General features: G+C 56.9%; 11 protein-coding genes and 4 tRNA genes. All 15 read left to right on the top strand.

Translation table 11 applies throughout. The features are described 5' to 3' along the window. The first annotated feature begins 59 nt into the window (after nt 1-59). The 15 genes from AU11_RS16835 to rpsG all read left to right on the top strand — a co-directional run bounded on the left by AU11_RS16835 (nt 60) and on the right by rpsG (nt 15,669). A tRNA-Tyr gene (locus tag AU11_RS16835) sits at nt 60-143 on the top strand. A gap of 81 nt (nt 144-224) precedes the next feature. Next, nucleotides 225-298 (top strand) — tRNA-Gly (locus AU11_RS16840). 124 nt (nt 299-422) lie between these two features. Further along, nucleotides 423-497 (top strand) — tRNA-Thr (locus AU11_RS16845). Nucleotides 498-684: 187 nt separating this feature from the next. Then, on the top strand, nt 685-1,908 hold the full coding sequence (gene tuf, locus AU11_RS16850) for an elongation factor Tu (protein ID WP_043320775.1): 1,224 nt from the start codon (nt 685-687) through the stop codon (nt 1,906-1,908). 120 nt (nt 1,909-2,028) lie between these two features. Further along, nucleotides 2,029-2,104, top strand: a tRNA-Trp gene (locus tag AU11_RS16855). A 117-nt stretch (nt 2,105-2,221) separates the two neighbouring features. After that, the gene (secE, locus tag AU11_RS16860; RefSeq protein WP_043320776.1) at nt 2,222-2,590 is read left to right on the top strand and encodes a preprotein translocase subunit SecE; all 369 of its coding nucleotides are present in this window, start codon (nt 2,222-2,224) and stop codon (nt 2,588-2,590) included. A gap of 10 nt (nt 2,591-2,600) precedes the next feature. Next, nucleotides 2,601-3,134 (top strand): transcription termination/antitermination protein NusG, encoded by a 534-nt coding sequence (gene nusG, locus AU11_RS16865; protein WP_043320777.1) that lies wholly within the window; start codon nt 2,601-2,603, stop codon nt 3,132-3,134. A gap of 178 nt (nt 3,135-3,312) precedes the next feature. Then, complete coding sequence (rplK, locus tag AU11_RS16870; protein WP_043320779.1) at nt 3,313-3,744, top strand: 50S ribosomal protein L11; 432 nt, start codon at nt 3,313-3,315, stop codon at nt 3,742-3,744. Next, nucleotides 3,745-4,443, top strand: coding sequence for a 50S ribosomal protein L1 (rplA, locus tag AU11_RS16875; RefSeq protein WP_043320781.1), 699 nt, complete (start codon nt 3,745-3,747; stop codon nt 4,441-4,443). Between the two features lie 287 nt (nt 4,444-4,730). After that, entirely contained in the window at nt 4,731-5,225 is a 495-nt protein-coding gene (rplJ, locus tag AU11_RS16880) for a 50S ribosomal protein L10 (protein WP_043320782.1), read from the top strand. Between the two features lie 86 nt (nt 5,226-5,311). Further along, nucleotides 5,312-5,683 carry a 50S ribosomal protein L7/L12 gene (rplL, locus tag AU11_RS16885; protein WP_043320783.1) on the top strand — a complete coding sequence of 124 codons (372 nt, stop codon included), beginning with the start codon at nt 5,312-5,314 and terminating at the stop codon, nt 5,681-5,683. A 300-nt stretch (nt 5,684-5,983) separates the two neighbouring features. Then, the gene (gene rpoB / locus AU11_RS16890; RefSeq protein WP_043320785.1) at nt 5,984-10,057 is read left to right on the top strand and encodes a DNA-directed RNA polymerase subunit beta; all 4,074 of its coding nucleotides are present in this window, start codon (nt 5,984-5,986) and stop codon (nt 10,055-10,057) included. Between the two features lie 123 nt (nt 10,058-10,180). Next, a complete protein-coding gene (gene rpoC, locus AU11_RS16895; protein WP_043320786.1) occupies nt 10,181-14,410 on the top strand; it encodes a DNA-directed RNA polymerase subunit beta' in 4,230 nt (1,409 codons plus the stop codon). A gap of 286 nt (nt 14,411-14,696) precedes the next feature. After that, complete coding sequence (gene rpsL / locus AU11_RS16900; protein WP_043320788.1) at nt 14,697-15,071, top strand: 30S ribosomal protein S12; 375 nt, start codon at nt 14,697-14,699, stop codon at nt 15,069-15,071. 127 nt (nt 15,072-15,198) lie between these two features. Continuing rightward, complete coding sequence (gene rpsG, locus AU11_RS16905) at nt 15,199-15,669, top strand: 30S ribosomal protein S7 (protein ID WP_010130334.1); 471 nt, start codon at nt 15,199-15,201, stop codon at nt 15,667-15,669. Nucleotides 15,670-15,759: the final 90 nt, after the last annotated feature.

Genomic DNA, 15,759 nt, shown 5'->3' on the forward strand with positions numbered 1-15,759 from the left:
TAAAGGAAAAACTTGTTGACATCGAAAAGGTCGCTGTAGAAAATACGCACCGCTTTCGAGCAGGGGTTCCCGAGTGGCCAAAGGGATCAGACTGTAAATCTGACGCGCAAGCTTCGGTGGTTCGAATCCACCCCCCTGCACCATTATTTAGATGCCTGTGTGCTGGCATCGAAGGTAGAAGAGGTTGTTTTGTCTTCTACCTGGAGGTTATCGCACGCGATAGCGCGGGCATAGTTCAATGGTAGAACCTCAGCCTTCCAAGCTGATGATGCGGGTTCGATTCCCGCTGCCCGCTCCATTTCATTGTGCGGAGCCTGGTTGGCAAGCTTGAATAAGCTTGGTTCTTAAGTCGCCTGGCCTTGTTGGTCTGGTGCTGCAGGCGGCCCCGCCTGCGCCGGCAGAGGTGCTGGCATTTGGAGTAGGCTCATGTAGCTCAGGGGTAGAGCACACCCTTGGTAAGGGTGAGGTCGGCGGTTCAAATCCGCCCATGAGCTCCATTATTCGTAGCCGCGGTGACCTGTGTCTCCGCGGCTATTTGTATCCGGGTTTTTTGTCGTCAGGCGGCCCGGGTGCGTAGGCTCCCGAGCGGACTCTTGTCTGTGGTGACTCTTGTTTGTAGTTGCGTGGGAGCCGTTCTTGGTAATAGTCGCTAGTTCGGCTCACGCTTATATTGGGAGGCCCGCAATGGGAAAAGAAAAGTTTGAACGTTCCAAGCCCCACGTAAACGTGGGCACCATCGGTCACGTTGACCATGGTAAAACCACCCTGACCGCTGCGCTGACTCGCGTATGTTCCGAAGTGTGGGGCGGCGCTGCCGTTGCCTTCGACGGTATCGACAACGCTCCGGAAGAGCGTGAGCGTGGTATCACCATCGCCACCTCTCACGTTGAATACGAGTCCCCGACCCGCCACCACGCGCACGTAGACTGCCCGGGACACGCCGACTACGTTAAGAACATGATCACCGGTGCTGCTCAGATGGACGGCGCTATCCTGGTATGTGGCGCGACTGACGGTCCTATGCCGCAGACCCGTGAGCACATCCTGCTGTCTCGTCAGGTAGGTGTACCTTACATCGTTGTATTCCTGAACAAAGCTGACCTGCTGGCAGAAGACTGCGGCGGCGTAGGCTCTGAAGAATACGCAGAGATGCTGGAACTGGTAGAGATGGAGCTGCGCGAGCTGCTGGATCAATACGAATTCCCGGGTGACGACACTCCGATCATCGCTGGTTCTGCTCTGATGGCTCTGAATGGCGAAGACGACAACGAGTTGGGCACCAGCGCTGTTAAGAAGCTGGTAGAAACCCTGGACGAGTACATTCCGGAGCCGGAGCGTGCGGTAGATCAGCCGTTCCTGATGCCGATCGAAGACGTATTCTCCATCTCTGGTCGCGGTACCGTAGTAACCGGTCGTGTAGAGCGTGGCATCATCAACACTGGTGACGAAATCCAGATCGTTGGTATCAAAGAAACCACTTCTACCACCTGTACCGGTGTTGAAATGTTCCGCAAGCTGCTCGACGAAGGTCGTGCTGGTGAGAACATCGGCGCCCTGCTGCGTGGCACCAAGCGTGACGAAGTTGAGCGTGGTCAGGTGCTGGCTAAGCCGGGCTCCATCACCCCGCACACCAAGTTCGAAGGTGAGGTTTACATCCTGTCCAAGGACGAAGGTGGTCGTCACACCCCGTTCTTCAAAGGCTACCGTCCGCAGTTCTACTTCCGTACCACCGACGTAACTGGTGCGGTTGAGCTGCCGGAAGGCACCGAAATGGTAATGCCGGGCGATAACATTCAGATGTCTGTGACTCTGATCTGCCCGATCGCCATGGAAGAAGGTCTGCGCTTCGCGATCCGTGAAGGTGGCCGTACCGTTGGTGCTGGCGTTGTAGCCAAGATCATCGAGTGATCGATGGGTTGTGCGGCTGCCAAATGAATTGGTGGTCGCGCTTGCAAATGTGGGGTTGGATGGTATGATCCGCCCCTCATTTTTTCCGGGAGTGGCGCAGTCTGCCTCCGGAAGTGTTTCAGGCCAGTAGTTCAATTGGTAGAGCACCGGTCTCCAAAACCGGCTGTTGGGGGTTCGAGTCCCTCCTGGCCTGCCAACTTTCAGATGCCCGCAAGGGGCCTGCAGTTGGGCTATCCTGTACTGCTGTCGCTCTTTGTGGTCGTTGGCAATAAAGGCGCCTTGCGGTATTGAGGCGCGCTAAAGGCTTCTTTGTATGAACGCTAAAGTAGAGGCGAAAACCTTTCGTCTTGACGGCCTCAAGTGGCTGCTGGTGGTGCTGTTGGTAGGCGCCGCGGTTGCCGGCAATTCCTACTACGCCGAAATTCCCCTGCTGTATCGTGTGCTGGCAATTGTTGTGCTTTGCCTGGCGGCGGTTTTTGTTGCGGTGCAGACCGAAAAGGGTAATGCCTTCTGGAATCTGCTGCGGGAAGCGCAGAATGAAGTGCGACGGGTAGTATGGCCGACCCGCCAAGAGGCGACCCAGACCACCCTGATCGTGGTGGTGTTTGTGCTGCTGATGGCAGTCATTCTGTGGGCGTTGGATTCCGGTCTCGGCTGGATGGCTTCCAAGATCATTGGCTAAAGGTTAATCCATGGCAAAGCATTGGTATGTGGTTCAGGCCTACTCCGGCTATGAGAAGCGTGTAAAAAACACTCTCAAGGAGCGCATTGAGCTGCACGAAATGGATCACCTCTTCGGTGAGGTTCTGGTTCCCACCGAGGAAGTGGTGGAAATGCGTGCCGGCCAGAAGCGCAAGAGTGAGCGCAAGTTTTTCCCCGGCTACGTGCTGGTGGAAATGGAGCTGAACGACGACACCTGGCACCTGGTCAAAGAGACTCCGCGTGTGCTGGGCTTTATCGGCGGCAAGGCGGACAAGCCGGCCCCGATTACCGACCGCGAAGCGCAGGCGATCCTGAATCGCATCGACGACTCTGTCGACAAGCCCAAGCCCAAGACGCTGTTCGAGCCGGGTGAAATGGTGCGCGTTATCGATGGTCCGTTTAATGACTTCAACGGTGTGGTTGAAGAGGTCAACTATGAAAAGAGTCGCCTGCGGGTGGCGGTGTTGATCTTCGGGCGCTCCACACCGGTAGAGCTGGAATTCGGTCAGGTAGAAAAGAACTGAGTTCGAGCTGAAAGGATTCGGCCCTCTTTCGCTGTGTGCGGAAGGGGGCTTTCGCGTCCCTGAAATCCCAGTCTGCCTTTTCGGCTTTCTGGTTCGGGGCAAACAGGGGAGCTGAGCGTTGCACGTTTGTATAAGTGTACAGCGCAGGCGCTAATACCCAGTTAAAGAGGAAGCTGTAATGGCTAAGAAAATCGAAGCTTACATCAAGCTGCAAGTAAAGGCCGGTCAGGCCAACCCGAGCCCCCCCGTCGGCCCTGCACTGGGTCAGCACGGTGTGAACATCATGGAGTTCTGTAAAGCGTTCAACGCACAGACTCAAGGTCTGGAGCCGGGCCTGCCGGTACCGGTTGTGATCTCTGTATACAGCGATCGCTCCTTCACCTTCATCATGAAGTCTCCGCCCGCCGCGGTTCTGCTGCGCAAGGCTGCCAAGATCAAGAGTGGTTCCGGCCGTCCGAACACCGACAAGGTTGGTAAAGTGACCCGCGCTCAGATCGAAGAAATTGTGGAAATGAAAAAAGCTGACCTGACTGCTTCCGATATGGACGCAGCGGTGCGCACCATCGCGGGTTCTGCTCGCAGTGCCGGTATCGAAGTGGAGGGTCTGTAAGTGGCTAAATTGACCAAGCGTCAGCGCGCAATGGCTGAAAAACTGGAAGCTGGCAAGGCTTACGGTATTGAAGAAGCAGTAGCGCTGCTGAAAGAGTTCTCCAACGTTAAGTTCTCCGAAACCGTTGATGCTGCCATCAATCTGGGTATCGATCCGCGTAAATCCGACCAGGCTGTTCGCGGTGCGACCACCCTGCCGCACGGTACCGGTAAAGAAGTGCGCGTTGCCGTATTCACCCAGGGTGCCAATGCCGACGCCGCTAAAGAAGCTGGCGCTGACATCGTAGGCATGGACGAGCTGGCTGCAGAAGTGAAAGCTGGCAAGATGGATTTCGACGTGGTTGTGGCTTCCCCGGACGCCATGCGCGTTGTGGGTCAGCTGGGCCAGATCCTCGGTCCGCGCGGCCTGATGCCGAACCCGAAAACCGGCACCGTAACTCCAGACGTTGCGACTGCGGTTAAGAATGCCAAGGCTGGTCAGGTGCGTTTCCGCGCTGACAAAGGCGGCATCATCCACGGCGGTATCGGTAAAGTAAGTTTTGACGCCAAGGCTCTGAAAGAGAACCTGGAAGCGCTGGTTGCTGACCTGAAAAAGGCCAAGCCGGCTTCCGCGAAAGGCGTTTACCTGAAAAAGATCACCCTGAGCACCACCATGGGCCCGGGTCTGACTCTCGATCAGGCTTCTCTGGACGTTAAGTAATTCCTGCGGGATTCGCTGCGTTCAGTAAAAAGAACTTTGGGGTCCGCTGATTGCTTTGGCATGAACGCGGGCCGTCAAAGACCGTAGGTGCGGCGGGTGTTTGAGGTTTAAATGCCCCCGCTTAATCCACTCTCTGGCCAGGTTTGGCCACTAGGTGTTTACCGAAGGGAGTGAGCCTACGCAGACGGTGTGCCCAAACCAGTATTTTTACTGGATTTGAGCTTTAAGCACCGGAACGGATCGGGTTCATGATGGCTCGATCTTTTTTCAAATCCAGGAGTGACACTATGGCTATTGGACTCGTAGACAAGAAAGCGATTGTCGCGGAAGTCCAGCAGGCTGCTGAGGGTGCTCTGTCTGCGGTTGTTGCGGATTCCCGTGGCGTAACCGTGAATGACATGACTACCCTGCGCAAAGAGGCTCGCGAGAACGGCGTTTGGTTGAAAGTCGTCCGCAATACTCTGGCGCGTCGCGCTCTGGCCGGTACCGAATTCGAATGTCTCATCGAGAAATTCGTCGGTCCCAGCATCATTGCTTTCTCAAACGAACACCCGGGTGCCGGCGCGCGCATCCTGAAGGCGTTCGCGAAAGACAATGACAAGCTGGAGCTGAAAGGTGCCGCCTTCGAAGGCGTAGCGACTGACATCGCTCTGTTGGCAAGCCTGCCGACTTACGATGAAGCAATCGCTAAGCTGATGAGCGTCATGAAAGAAGCGTCTGCTGGCAAACTGGTTCGCACTATTGCGGCCGTTCGCGACCAGAAAGAGCAGGAAGCGGCGTAATTATTTCGCTAAAGCGAAATCGCAGTTTTCCACTTTTAAAGAAATTACGAGCAGTTTCCTGCTCATACGAAATCAGGTACTAACTCATGTCTCTGACTAAAGAAGATATCATCAATGCGATCGCCGAAATGTCCGTTAAGGACGTTGTTGAGCTGATCGAAGCTATGGAAGAGAAGTTCGGCGTAACCGCAGCTGCTGCTGTTGTTGCTGGTGGCGCGGCTGGCGGCGAAGCTGCTGCAGAAGAGAAAGACTCTTTCGACGTAATCCTGGCAAGCGCTGGCGACAAGAAAGTGAACGTGATCAAAGCAGTTCGCGGTATCACCGGCCTGGGCCTGAAAGAAGCCAAAGCTCTGGTAGACGGCGCTCCGAGCCCGCTGAAAGAAGGCGCGACCAAGGAAGAAGCCGAGGAAGCGAAGAAGCAGCTGGAAGAAGCTGGCGCTACCGTAGAACTGAAGTAATTCGGTTTTACACATTACCGCCAGTTGCTGCTTAAGTCGGCAATTGGCGGAAAGGCTGGTGGACTTTTGTCCGCCGGCCTTTTTGCCGTTTGCGGCATGGGCGTTTTACCCGCCACTCCGCAAAGAAATTTCGAGAAGTTTGTGCACAGGGCAGTTTGTTTTTTGAACGCCTGTATTTGAAGCATAGTGCAATGCCTGCTGCATTGTGCAGAGACTTCTCGCCCGGATGGACTGCGTATCGTCAGAAATCTGACCGCAGTTCTGATGAAGTCTTGTCACCGATCAAGCTGGGGAATATGAATGGCTTACTCATACACTGAGAAAAAACGTATCCGCAAGGATTTTGGCAAACTGCCTAAGGTCATGGACGTGCCTTTCCTGCTTGCGATACAGCTGGACTCGTATCGCAAATTTACTCAGGCCGACACGCGCCCGGATGAGCGCCTGGATATCGGCCTGCAGGCTGCGTTCAAGTCTGTATTTCCGATTGTCAGTTACTCTGGCAACGCTGCTCTGGAGTATGTGAGCTACACACTCGGCAAACCTGCTTTTGATGTCAAGGAATGTACCCTGCGTGGCGTGACTTATGCCTGCCCGCTGCGCGTACGTGTTCGCCTGATTATTTATGATAAAGAATCCGCGAATAAGTCCATCAAGGACATCAAGGAACAGGAAGTGTACATGGGCGAAATCCCGCTCATGACCGAAAACGGTACCTTCGTGATTAACGGTACCGAGCGCGTAATCGTGTCCCAGCTGCACCGCTCCCCGGGTGTATTCTTCGATCACGACAAAGGCAAGACTCACTCTTCCGGTAAGCTGCTGTACGCTGCGCGGGTGATTCCTTACCGTGGCTCCTGGCTGGACTTCGAATTCGACCCGAAGGACCTGGTCTACGTACGTATCGACCGTCGTCGTAAACTGCCGGCCACCATTCTGCTGCGCGCCCTGGGTTACAGCTCCCAGGAAATGCTGGAAATGTTCTTCGACACCAGCAAGTTCACTCTGAACGACGAAACCGTCAGTCTCGATCTGATCCCGTCGCGCCTGCGCGGTGATGTGGCCTCCTTCGATATCAAGGACGGCAAGGGCAAGGTGATTGTTGAGGAGGGTCGCCGTATTACCCCGCGCCACATTCGCCAGCTGGAGAAGGCGGGTGTGGAGAAGCTGGAAGCGCCGATTTCCTACCTGTACGGTCGTGTACTTGCCCACGATGTTATCGACGACTCCACCGGCGAAGTGGTTGTAGAGGCGAATGCGGAGATCACCGAAGAGGTGGTCAACAAGCTGCGTGTTCTGAATGTTCAGAATATCGAGACCCTGTACACCAATGATCTGGACTGTGGCCCGTTCATTTCCGATACCCTGCGTGCCGATCCTTCCCGCACCGAACTGGAAGCGCTGGTGGAAATCTACCGTATGATGCGCCCGGGCGAGCCGCCCACCAAGGAGTCTGCCGAGTCGCTGTTTGAGAACCTGTTCTTCTCCGACGAGCGCTACGACCTGTCTGCGGTTGGGCGCATGAAGTTCAACCGTCGTCTGAATCGTGAAGACGAGACCGGCTCGGGTACCCTGAGCAAAGAAGACATCGTCGATGTTCTGAAGACGCTGATCGAAATCCGTAACGGTCGCGGCATGGTGGACGATATCGACCACCTGGGTAACCGTCGAGTGCGCTCCGTTGGCGAAATGGCGGAGAACCAGTTCCGCGTAGGCCTGGTGCGTGTAGAGCGCGCGGTAAAAGAGCGTCTGTCCATGGCGGAGTCCGAAGGCCTGATGCCGCAGGATCTGATCAATGCCAAGCCGGTGGCTGCTGCGGTGAAGGAATTCTTCGGTTCCTCCCAGCTGTCCCAGTTTATGGACCAGAACAACCCGCTGTCGGAAGTTACCCACAAGCGCCGTGTATCCGCGCTTGGCCCGGGTGGTCTGACCCGCGAGCGCGCGGGCTTCGAGGTGCGAGACGTGCACCCGACCCACTACGGCCGCGTATGTCCGATCGAAACGCCGGAAGGTCCGAACATTGGTCTGATCAACTCCCTGGCAACCTATGCTCGCGCCAACCACTACGGCTTCCTCGAGAGCCCGTACCGCAAGGTGGTCGACGGCCAGGTGACCGACCAGATCGAATACCTGTCTGCAATTAACGAAGCCAACTACGTGGTTGCACAGGCTTCTGCAGCTGTGGACGAAAACGGTCGCTTTACCGATGACCTGGTGAGCGTGCGTCACCAGTACGAATTTACCCTGAAGACCCCGGACGAAATCCAGTACATGGACGTGTCCGCCCGTCAGGTGGTTTCCGTTGCGGCGGCAATGATTCCGTTCCTGGAGCACGATGACGCCAACCGCGCATTGATGGGATCGAACATGCAGCGCCAGGCGGTTCCCACCCTGCGCGCCGAGAAACCACTGGTAGGTACCGGCATGGAGCGCACCGTAGCGCGCGACTCCGGCGTCTGTATCGTGGCCAAGCGCGGCGGTGTGATCGAGCGTGTTGACGCCAGCCGTGTGGTTGTGCGCGTGCACGACGATGAAGTGGAAGCCGGTGATGCGGGTGTGGATCTGTACGGTCTCACCAAGTACACCCGTTCCAACCAGAACACCTGTATCAACCAGCGTCCGATCGTGAAGACCGGGGACGTGGTTGCGCGCGGCGATATCCTGGCCGACGGCCCGTCCGTTGACCTGGGTGAGCTGGCTCTGGGTCAGAACATGCGCATCGCGTTTATGCCGTGGAACGGCTACAACTTCGAGGACTCCATCCTCGTATCCGAGCGCGTGGTGCAGGAAGACCGCTTCACCACCATCCACATTCAGGAACTGACCTGTATTGCCCGTGACACCAAGCTGGGCAGTGAGGAGATCACCGCGGATATCCCCAATGTGGGCGAGTCTGCGCTGAACAAGCTGGATGAGTCTGGCATCGTGTACATCGGTGCGGAAGTGGGCGCTGGCGACATCCTGGTTGGTAAGGTGACGCCGAAAGGCGAAGCCCAGCTGACTCCGGAAGAAAAGCTGCTGCGCGCGATCTTCGGTGAGAAGGCGTCCGACGTTAAAGACACCTCTCTGCGTGCGCCTTCCGGCACCCGCGGTACGGTAATCGACGTACAGGTCTTCACCCGCGACGGTCTGCAGAAAGATCAGCGCTCTCTCGCCATCGAGAAAGCCCAGCTGGACGAAGTGCGCAAGGACCTGAATGAAGAGTACCGCATCGTTGAAGGTGCAACCTTCGAACGTTTGGCCGCTGCACTGGAAGGTCAGACCGTAGCCGGCGGTAAGGGCGTCAAGAAAGGCGACGTACTGAGTGCTGAAATCCTCGCCGGTCTGCCGCGGGAAGACTGGTTCAAGCTGCGCATGAGCGAAGACAGCCTGAACGAGCAGCTGGAAAAAGCCGAAGCCCAGCTGAAAGAACGTCGTAAGCTGCTCGACGAGCAGTTTGAAGACAAGAAGAAAAAACTGGAATCCGGCGACGATCTGGCGCCGGGCGTGCTGAAAATCGTCAAGGTTTACCTGGCGATCAAGCGTCGCATCCAGCCCGGTGACAAGATGGCCGGCCGTCACGGTAACAAAGGTGTGATCTCCGTGATCAAGCCTGTGGAAGATATGCCGTACGACGAAAACGGTGAGCCGGTAGACGTGGTTCTGAACCCGCTGGGTGTACCGTCTCGTATGAACGTCGGACAGGTTCTGGAAATGCACCTGGGTATGGCGGCGAAAGGTCTCGGTGTGAAGATCGATCGCATGATCAAGGAGAAACAGGAAGCGGCTAAGATTCGCGGGTTCCTGGAAGAGGTCTACAACTCCACCGGTGGCCGCAAGGAAGAGCTGGACGAGCTGACCGATGAAGAAGTGCTGGCTATGTCTGAAAACCTGCGTCGCGGTGTACCCATGGCGACGCCGGTGTTCGACGGTGCTGCTGAGCCTGAAATCAAGAAGCTGTTGCGCCTGGCGGACATCCCGGATTCCGGCCAGATCACCCTGTACGACGGCCGTACCGGTGACGCCTTCGAGCGTCCGGTAACCGTGGGCTACATGTACATGCTGAAGCTGAACCACCTGGTAGACGACAAGATGCACGCGCGTTCTACCGGTTCCTACAGCTTGGTTACCCAGCAGCCGCTGGGTGGTAAGGCGCAGTTCGGTGGTCAGCGCTTCGGTGAGATGGAGGTGTGGGCACTGGAAGCATACGGTGCCGCTTACACCCTGCAGGAAATGCTCACGGTCAAATCCGATGACGTGGAAGGTCGTACCAAGATGTACAAAAACATCGTGGATGGCGACCACCGCATGGAGCCGGGCATGCCCGAATCCTTCAACGTACTGGTCAAGGAAATCCGCTCGCTGGGTATGAACTTCGAGCTGGAAAACGAATAACACTGGTATTAATCGGATTTAGTAGACAGAGGCCGGTGGCGGCGATCGCAAATCACCACCACCGGCACTTCCGGCCCCAGAGGCAGTTGGCCGGAATGACTACCCCCTAGTGGAGGAAAGGCCTTGAAAGATTTGTTAAACCTGGTGAAAGCCCAGGATCAGCTCGAAGAATTTGACGCTATCCGTATCGGTCTGGCTTCGCCAGACATGATTCGCTCCTGGTCCTACGGCGAAGTGAAAAAGCCGGAGACCATCAACTACCGTACCTTCAAACCGGAGCGCGAAGGCCTGTTCTGTGCCAAGATTTTTGGCCCGGTAAAGGACTATGAGTGCCTGTGCGGTAAGTACAAGCGTATGAAGCACCGCGGCATCATCTGTGAGAAGTGCGGCGTTGAAGTCACCAAGGCGAAAGTTCGCCGTGAGCGGATGGGCCACATCGAACTGGCGAGCCCGGTTGCGCACATCTGGTTCCTGAAATCCCTGCCGTCCCGTATCGGCCTGCTGTTGGATATGACCCTGCGTGATATCGAGCGCGTGCTGTACTTTGAGTCTTACGTGGTGACCGACCCGGGTATGACTACCCTGGAACGCGGCCAGCTGCTGAACGACGAGCAGTACTTTGAAGCAATGGAAGAGTTTGCCGATGAGTTCGAGGCGAAAATGGGTGCGGAAGCCATCCAGGAGCTGATGAATGACATCGAGCTGCCCACCGAAATCCAGCGACTGCGCGAAGAGATCCCGGCGACCAACTCTGAAACCAAGATCAAGAAGCTGTCCAAGCGCCTGAAGCTGTTGGAAGCCTTCTACAAGTCCGGTAACAAGCCGGAGTGGATGATCATGCAGGCACTGCCGGTTCTGCCGCCGGATCTGCGCCCGCTGGTACCGCTGGACGGTGGCCGCTTCGCGACCTCCGACCTGAACGACCTGTACCGTCGCGTGATCAACCGTAACAACCGTCTGAAGCGTCTGCTCGAGCTAAATGCCCCTGACATCATCGTGCGCAACGAAAAGCGTATGCTGCAGGAGTCTGTGGATGCGCTGCTGGATAACGGCCGTCGCGGCCGAGCCATCACCGGTTCCAACAAACGCCCGCTGAAATCCCTGGCCGACATGATCAAGGGTAAGCAGGGTCGTTTCCGTCAGAACCTGCTGGGTAAGCGTGTGGACTACTCCGGTCGTTCCGTGATCGTGGTTGGTCCTACTCTGCGTCTGCACCAGTGTGGTCTGCCGAAGAAGATGGCCCTCGAGCTGTTCAAGCCGTTTATTTTCGGCAAGCTGGAAGCCCGCGGCCTGGCCACCACCATCAAGGCGGCCAAGAAAATGGTCGAGCGCGAGGAAGCGGTGGTATGGGACATCCTCGACGAAGTGATTCGCGAGCACCCGGTACTGCTGAACCGTGCACCGACCCTGCACCGTCTGGGTATCCAGGCGTTCGAGCCGGTACTGATTGAAGGTAAGGCGATCCAGCTGCACCCGCTGGTGTGTGCGGCGTACAACGCCGACTTCGACGGTGACCAGATGGCGGTACACGTACCGCTGACCATCGAAGCGCAGCTGGAATCCCGCGCGCTGATGATGTCCACCAACAACATCCTGTCACCGGCCAACGGTGAGCCGATCATTGTACCGTCCCAGGACGTGGTACTGGGTCTGTACTGGATGACCCGCGAGCGTGTGAACGATAAAGGTGAAGGCATGTTCTTCTCCGATATCAAGGAAGTCAGCCGTGCCTTCTACGCCAAGCAGGTTGGCCTGCAGGCGAAGATCAAGGTGCGTATCGACGAGACTTCCATCGGCGAAGACGGCGAGAAGCAGGTTACCCGCACCGTGTACGACACTACCGTCGGTCGCGCACTGCTGTGGAACATCGTACCGGAGGGCCTGCCTTTCGAGTACGTGAACCAGCCGATGAAGAAAAAGGCGATTTCCAGGGTCCTGAACGAGTGCTACCGCAAAGTGGGCCTGAAGGCGACCGTAATCTTCGCTGACCAGCTGATGTACACCGGTTTCGACTTCTCCACCAAGTCCGGTTCCTCCATCGGTGTAAACGACTTCGAGATCCCGGCGGCCAAGGCTGAATTGATTGCTTCCGCAGAAGAGGAAGTGAAAGAGATCGAAACCCAGTTCGCCTCCGGTCTGGTAACCGCAGGCGAGAAATACAACAAGGTCATCGACGTCTGGTCCCGTACCAACGACAAGGTCACCCAGGCGATGATGGCCGGTATCAAGAAAGAGCCGGTAATCGATCGCGACGGCAATGAAACCGAGCAGGACTCCTTCAACTCCGTCTACATGTACGCCGACTCCGGCGCGCGGGGTAGTGAGGCGCAGATTCGTCAGCTGGCCGGTATGCGTGGCCTGATGGCCCGTCCGGACGGTTCCATTATCGAGAACGCCATTACCGCAAACTTCCGTGAAGGTCTGAGCGTACTGCAGTACTTCATCTCGACCCACGGTGCGCGTAAAGGTCTGGCGGATACCGCACTGAAAACCGCGAACTCCGGTTACCTGACCCGTCGTCTGGTAGACGTGGCACAGGACGTGGTAATTACCGAAATCGACTGTGGCACCGACGACGGCCTGACCATGGCGCCGGTGATCGAAGGCGGTGACGTCATCGAATCCCTGGGTGACCGTATCCTCGGCCGTGTGGTGGCGCGCGACGTGACCAAGCCCGGCAGTGACGAGATTGCGGTACCCGCTGGCACCATGATCGACGAAGCCTGGGTTGAGCGTATCGAAGGTATGGGGATCGACGAAGTAATCGTGCGCTCCGCGATTACCTGTGAGACCGCCCACGGTATCTGTGCTCAGTGTTACGGCCGTGACCTGGCCCGTGGCCACCGTGCCAACCCCGGCGAGTCCGTGGGTGTTGTGGCAGCCCAGTCCATTGGTGAGCCGGGTACCCAGCTGACCATGCGTACCTTCCACATCGGTGGTGCGGCGAGCCGTGCTTCCGCGGCGGACAGCATCCAGGTTAAGCAGCCGGGTACCGTGCGTCTGCACAATGTGAAGACCGTGAAGACCGAAGGCGGCAACCTGGTAGCGGTATCCCGTTCCGGTGAACTGGCGGTCGCTGACCCGGCTGGCCGGGAGCGTGAGCGCTACAAGCTGCCTTACGGTGCCGTGATCAGTGTCGACGAAGGGTCCACCATCGAAGGCGGCCAGATCGTCGCCAAGTGGGATCCGCACACCCACCCAATCATTACCGAGGTTGCCGGTTGGGTGAAACTGTCCGGTATGGAAGATGGCCTGTCCATCCGCAAGCAGACGGACGAAATCACCGGCCTGTCCTCGATCGAGGTGATCGATCCGGCGGAGCGTCCGGCGGCGGGTAAAGACCTGCGCCCGGCGGTGACCCTGGTGGACGAGAACGGCGAAGAACTGACCCTGGCTAACTCCAACGCGCCGGCGCACTACGCGCTGCCGCCACGAGCGATTCTGAGCCTGAAAGACAGCGACAAGGTGAACGTCGGTGACGTTATCGCCCGTATCCCGCAGGAATCCGGCGGTACCAAGGACATCACCGGTGGTCTGCCGCGGGTTGCCGACCTGTTCGAAGCCCGTAAGCCGAAAGAGCCGTCCATCCTGGCGGAGATCTCCGGTACCGTTTCCTTCGGTAAAGAAACCAAAGGCAAAGTACGTCTGCAGATCACCCCGAAAGATGGTAAGCCACTGGCCAATGGCAAGGATCACTACGAAGTACTGATTCCGAAGCACCGCCAGCTGACCGTGTTCGAAGGTGAAACCGTAGAGAAGGGTGAGGTTATCTCCGATGGCCCGTCCAACCCGCACGACATTCTGCGCCTCAAGGGCGTGGAAGAGCTTGCGCGCTACATCACCAACGAGATTCAGGAGGTTTACCGCCTCCAGGGTGTAGGCATCAACGATAAGCACATCGAGACCATCGTGCGTCAGATGCTGCGTAAAGTTGAAATCCTCGAGATGGGCGACTCAGAGTTCATCAAGGGCGACCAGGTGGAATACCAGCGCGTGGTGGAAGAGAACGAGCGCCTGCGTGCCGAAGGCAAGCAACCGGCTCAGTTCGAGCGTCTGCTGCTGGGTATCACCAAAGCGTCCCTGGCCACCGAGTCCTTCCTGTCTGCGGCCTCCTTCCAGGAGACCACCCGTGTACTGACCGAAGCGGCGGTAACCGGTAAGGAAGACAGCCTGCGCGGCCTGAAAGAAAACGTGGTGGTGGGTCGTCTGATCCCGGCCGGTACCGGCCTTGCCTACCACGCCGAGCGCAAGCGTCGCCGCACCCAGCAGTTGACCACTGGCTTTGCCGAAGGTCCTTCTGCAGAAGAGGTGGAAGCGGCGCTGACCGAAGCCCTGAAATCATCCGGGGAGTGAGGTCCACAGAACGGAGTAGTCTGACTGGTTGGTTCGCTGTTTCAGGGGCTGACCGGTCTGTTCCGGATCGCAGTTACCTGCCGATGTGAGTGTTCACTTCGTTAGGTGGTTGACTCGGGCAGGCCGCGTTTATAGAATGCGGCCCCCGCTAATGGGGTGCGATTGTTTGTTGAACGTGAAGGGCGACCTTTGAAGGGCGAGCTTCGGTTCAGCGGAATATCGCGCACTGACGATAGGCCCTCACTGCTGTTTATGGTGGGGGCGTTTTATTTTGGAGTGATTTTTAATGGCAACGATCAACCAGTTGGTTCGTAAGCCGAGAAAACGCAAAGTTGAAAAAAGCGACGTGCCTGCACTGCAAGCTTGCCCGCAGCGCCGTGGAGTTTGTACTCGTGTGTATACCACTACACCGAAGAAGCCGAACTCCGCACTGCGTAAAGTTTGTCGTGTGCGCCTGACCAACGGTTTCGAAGTGACTTCGTACATCGGTGGTGAAGGCCACAACCTGCAGGAGCACAGCGTGGTACTGATTCGCGGCGGTCGTGTAAAAGACCTGCCGGGTGTGCGCTACCACACTGTACGCGGTGCACTTGACTGTGCCGGCGTAAACGATCGCAAGCAGGGCCGTTCCAAATACGGTGCCAAGCGTCCTAAGAGCTAATTGCTCTAGACAACATTGCGTTTCGGTTTAACGAATAACCGGAGTAAGGCTGAGCTCGCCGATTTGTAGTTACTGTTTTTAGTTAATACGGCGGCATCTCAGAGTAACCCTGAAGAGAGGCAATCCCATGCCAAGAAGACGAGTAGTCGCCAAGCGCGAAGTGCTGCCCGATCCCAAGTTCGGGAACGTGACTCTGGCCAAGTTCATGAACCATGTCATGATCTCTGGTAAGAAGTCTGTGGCAGAGAGCATCGTTTACGGTGCGCTGGATCTGGTTTCAGAAAAGCTGAACAAAGATCCAATTGAAATTTTCGAAGAATCCCTGGAAAACATCGCCCCGATGGTGGAAGTAAAGTCCCGTCGTGTTGGTGGTGCTACCTACCAGGTACCGGTAGAAGTGCGTCCGGCACGTCGTACCGCGCTGGCAATGCGCTGGCTGGTAGATTTTTCCCGTAAGCGCGGTGAGAAGTCTATGGCCCAGCGCCTGGCCAATGAAATGATCGATGCTTCCCAGAACAAGGGCGGCGCGGTCAAGAAGCGTGAAGACGTGCACCGTATGGCGGAAGCCAACAAAGCGTTCTCCCACTATCGTTTCTAAGATAGTGACGCTTCTAAGTCTGATGATTATTTCCATCGGAAAATAAAATCGAAAGGCAGCAAGGAAGGTAAAACTCCGCGCTGCCTTTTG

The organism is Microbulbifer sp. HZ11, from assembly GCF_000708675.1.
Lineage (GTDB): Bacteria > Pseudomonadota > Gammaproteobacteria > Pseudomonadales > Cellvibrionaceae > Microbulbifer.

Bases quoted from the DNA above. Each gene is read 5' to 3' on its own strand.
- secE (WP_043320776.1), top strand. From the start codon at position 2,222: ATGAACGCTAAAGTAGAGGCGAAAACCTTTCGTCTTGACGGCCTCAAG.
- nusG (WP_043320777.1), top strand. From the start codon at position 2,601: ATGGCAAAGCATTGGTATGTGGTTCAGGCCTACTCCGGCTATGAGAAG.
- rplL (WP_043320783.1), top strand. From the start codon at position 5,312: ATGTCTCTGACTAAAGAAGATATCATCAATGCGATCGCCGAAATGTCC.
- rpsG (WP_010130334.1), top strand. From the start codon at position 15,199: ATGCCAAGAAGACGAGTAGTCGCCAAGCGCGAAGTGCTGCCCGATCCC.
- rpsL (WP_043320788.1), top strand. From the start codon at position 14,697: ATGGCAACGATCAACCAGTTGGTTCGTAAGCCGAGAAAACGCAAAGTT.
- rplJ (WP_043320782.1), top strand. From the start codon at position 4,731: ATGGCTATTGGACTCGTAGACAAGAAAGCGATTGTCGCGGAAGTCCAG.
- rplK (WP_043320779.1), top strand. From the start codon at position 3,313: ATGGCTAAGAAAATCGAAGCTTACATCAAGCTGCAAGTAAAGGCCGGT.
- rpoB (WP_043320785.1), top strand. From the start codon at position 5,984: ATGGCTTACTCATACACTGAGAAAAAACGTATCCGCAAGGATTTTGGC.
- tuf (WP_043320775.1), top strand. From the start codon at position 685: ATGGGAAAAGAAAAGTTTGAACGTTCCAAGCCCCACGTAAACGTGGGC.